This window comes from Pseudomonadota bacterium (assembly GCA_010028905.1).
Classification (GTDB): Bacteria; Vulcanimicrobiota; Xenobia; order RGZZ01; family RGZZ01; genus RGZZ01.
In genome coordinates, this window is sequence record RGZZ01000530.1 from 1 (window position 1) to 3,239 (window position 3,239).

The 3,239-nt window shown below is 67.3% G+C and carries 2 protein-coding genes; both read left to right on the forward strand.

From position 1 onward, the window contains the following. Nucleotides 1-283: 283 nt before the first annotated feature. Nucleotides 284-1,051 (forward strand): hypothetical protein, encoded by a 768-nt coding sequence (locus tag EB084_22365; GenBank protein ID NDD31008.1) that lies wholly within the window; start codon nt 284-286, stop codon nt 1,049-1,051. Further along, the gene (locus EB084_22370; GenBank protein ID NDD31009.1) at nt 1,048-3,027 is read left to right on the forward strand and encodes a hypothetical protein; all 1,980 of its coding nucleotides are present in this window, start codon (nt 1,048-1,050) and stop codon (nt 3,025-3,027) included. Before EB084_22365 ends, EB084_22370 begins: the two co-directional genes overlap by 4 nt. Nucleotides 3,028-3,239: the final 212 nt, after the last annotated feature.

Here is a 3,239-nt window from a genome sequence, read left to right on the forward strand (position 1 = left end):
ATGAGCCAGAGGGCGGGCGTGGCAAGACGCCCGCCTCGTGACGGCACGTCGCTGCCCGAAGGCGTTGCGGGCTCGTTCTCGTCTGCGGCCATGCCGGGAAGTTCCCTTCGACGCAGGGGGGCTCCTCCACCGGCAGATGTCTCGAACCCTGGTCCCGAGCCGTATTGCGGAGCCTGCTGCGGGCCTCGGCGCGCAGTCTTGCAGGAGAGCCTGATTTGGAGCATAATGCGTCGGAGATGCGTCGCGACAAACACCGTCCTTCCGCCGCACGACAGAATCGCTGATGGATGCGCGCAGACGTGCCGCGCAGATCGGGGTGCTCATCGCGCTTGTGGTGCTTGCGCTCGAGGGGCTCGAGCTGCGTCGCCTGACCGCCGAGCCCTACCTCTGGACGGGCCCGAGACGCACGGCGCAGCAGCGGCCTCGGCCGGCTGTCTCGCGCGAGGCCGAAGCCGCGGGGCCGTGGCCGCGCCTGCTCGAAGAGCTCGCGAAGCGCCCCGCGACGCCCGCGCTTGCGACGGTGGCCGCGGAGGGGCGAGCTGCCGTTGATGGTGTGGGTAACGCCTACCTCGTGCTTCTCGAGATCCTCACCCCAGAGCAGCGTCAGGCCTTGCTGCGCCCGAGTGCTGACCTTGTTGATCCGCTCGCGCCCGGCATCACGGCCGATCATCATCCGCTCTACGAGTTCTGTGTGCTGGCGCTCTCTTCCGGAGCAGTCACCCCCGCGGCAGAGGCCCCGACTCCGAATGTGGCGTGGGCAAAGGTCGACCTGCCCATGCCCCAGCACGTGTTCTGGGGGCTTACGCGCGCGGCGGTCGGCAGCGACAGCACGCTCACCCCGGCGCAGAAGGGCAGCCTGCTGGCCGCGCTCGAGCTTCTCTCGACCCGAACCCGCGCCTATCACGATCTTCGCGCCACGCTCTGGACCCGTCTCGGGCTGCCGTTGAAGGGATCCGAGCGGGTGGCGCCACCGTTCCCCTATCCCACCGCCCAGGAGCTGACGAAGGTCGGCCTTGCGCTCGATCGCCTGACGGGGGCTCCGCGTCGATGAGCGAGCGAAGCGCCGAAGCCAGGCGCCTGTGTGTCGCGGCGGGGCTGTTCCTGGTTGCGGCTGTGGCGTGGACCTGGCCGCTGGCACGACACCTCGACGCCCAGGTGCTCGGGTACGCCGGGTTCGAGAACACCGAGCAGACCCTCTGGCTCTACGCGGAGTGGAAGGCCTATGTCGCCGCGGCCGCGCGGGACATTCTCGGCGCGCATCCCTGGCAGCCGTCGCGGTGGCTCGAGCTTGCGTGGACGGTGCTTTCGTTCTCCGCCAAGATCAGCATGGCCAACGGCATCGATTTTGCGTTGACGTGGCCGCTCGAGCGGCTCTTCGGCTTTCCCGCGTACTACAACGTGAAGTGCATGCTCGTCATGGCGACCAACGCCACGGCTGCTTACGTGCTGGCGCGCGCGCTTGGGGCAAGGCCCTGGGCGGCGTGGGTGGCGGGCGAGATCTTCGCCTTCAACCCGTTCACCTTCTACCAGCTCGAGACCGGACGCGTCATCGAGACGATCCTCTTCCCCATGCCGCTCTATGCGCTCTTCCTCTGGAAGGCCTGGCATGACGACGACAGGGGAGGGCTCTGGGCTGTGGGCGCGGGTCTCTGCTGCGGCCTCGCAACGCTCCTCTACTGGTTCAATGGCCACTTTCTCATGGCGTACACCGCGCTGTTCCTCGTCTATCACCTGGCGGTTGCGCCAACACGCGCATCGGTGAGCGCCCTGGGGCGGCTGCTCGTGGTCCCGCTGGTGGCGCTGGCCATGGTCATGCCCGCCGCAACCCCCTACTGCACGCTCATGGCGCGGGGAGAGCGCATTCCGGGCGAGGTGCGCGAAGACCCCGGGACATCTCCCATCGAGCGCGAGCGCTACCTGCGTCAGCTTCTCAACTGGTCGTGTGATGTCGACTATGGCTGGCGCACTCCGGCGCGTCACGAGGAAGAGGGGCAGCGCTTCGATCCACCGTGGCAGCTCCCGAGCATCAACACGTTCGACGGCGTTCTGACCCTTGCGGGGCTGCTCGCCCTGTTCTTCGTGCCCGCGGGGCGTCGCTTCTGGGTCGTGGCGTTCGGATTTCTATACCTGCTCCCCCTGGGGCCCATGCTCAAGAGCCAGGGCGTGCGCCTGGAAGTGCTCGGCCACTACATCTCCCTGCCCTACGTGTGGATGGCCAATCATCTCCCGCTGTTCGACCGGCTGTTCTTTCCCACGCAGTGCATCGGCCTCTGGGCCATGAGCGTCGGCGTGGTCGTGGGGCTCGCCCTGTCTCGCGTCGCCGAGCGACGTCTGGGGGTGGCGTGTGCGCTGGGCGTCGCCGTGGTCGCGGGCAGCGCGCTCAATATGACGGTGCGCAGCCAGGTGCCGCTCCCGGTCACGCCCGTGGTCGTACCCGCCACCTACCGCGCCCCTGTCGAGGCGGGAAAGGTCGACGGCTTCATCTACCTCCCGGTCAATCTCAAGTACTGGGCGGGGGACGCCTCGTTCAATCGCGAGTTCTATGTGGAGCCTGATCTCAAGCACATCGATTTCCACATCGCCATGCACGGCCGCAAGTCGCTGTGGGGACGAAACCAGTACCTCGCGGGCAAGGACGCCTGGATGTTCCAGCCCGAGACCGCGCTGGCAAACTCGTTCCTGCACTGGCTCATCGGAATCGACCAGCGCGATGACGCCTTCACCGTTCTCGACCTGCGGCAGGTGCGTGAGGCCGGCCTGCGCTATCTCGTGGTGTCGGAACGCCTGTGCAGCCATACCCCGAGTCAGGGCGACTACCTCAACGACTTCGAGAAGGGCGCGGCTCGCTTTGATGAGATCTGCAAGCGCCTCACGGAGAGGTGCGGGAAGCCTGTCGAGGCCTTCAGCGAGACCACCTGGGAGAAGTTCATGCAGGCGAGCACGGTGGCGCCTCGGGCCTATCGCATGGCCATCTTCGACCTCGAAGGGGTCGCGCCCCAGGCTGCGGTCGGCTCGCGCAGGCTGTGACCGCGGGCGTCGAGTGGAGGAGGCCGACTGAGCGCCCGTAGAATCTTGAGGACATGGTTCGTCCTGTCGTGGAAACCGGAATGCGTCATGCCATGCCGCTGTCGAAGCGCTTGCAGCCAGCGGGGGCACGTCGCTGATGGCTGCATCGCCCGCCTTCCGTACGAGCATCGTGCTGGCCGCGGTCACGGCCTGCGCCTTTGGGTTCAACGCCT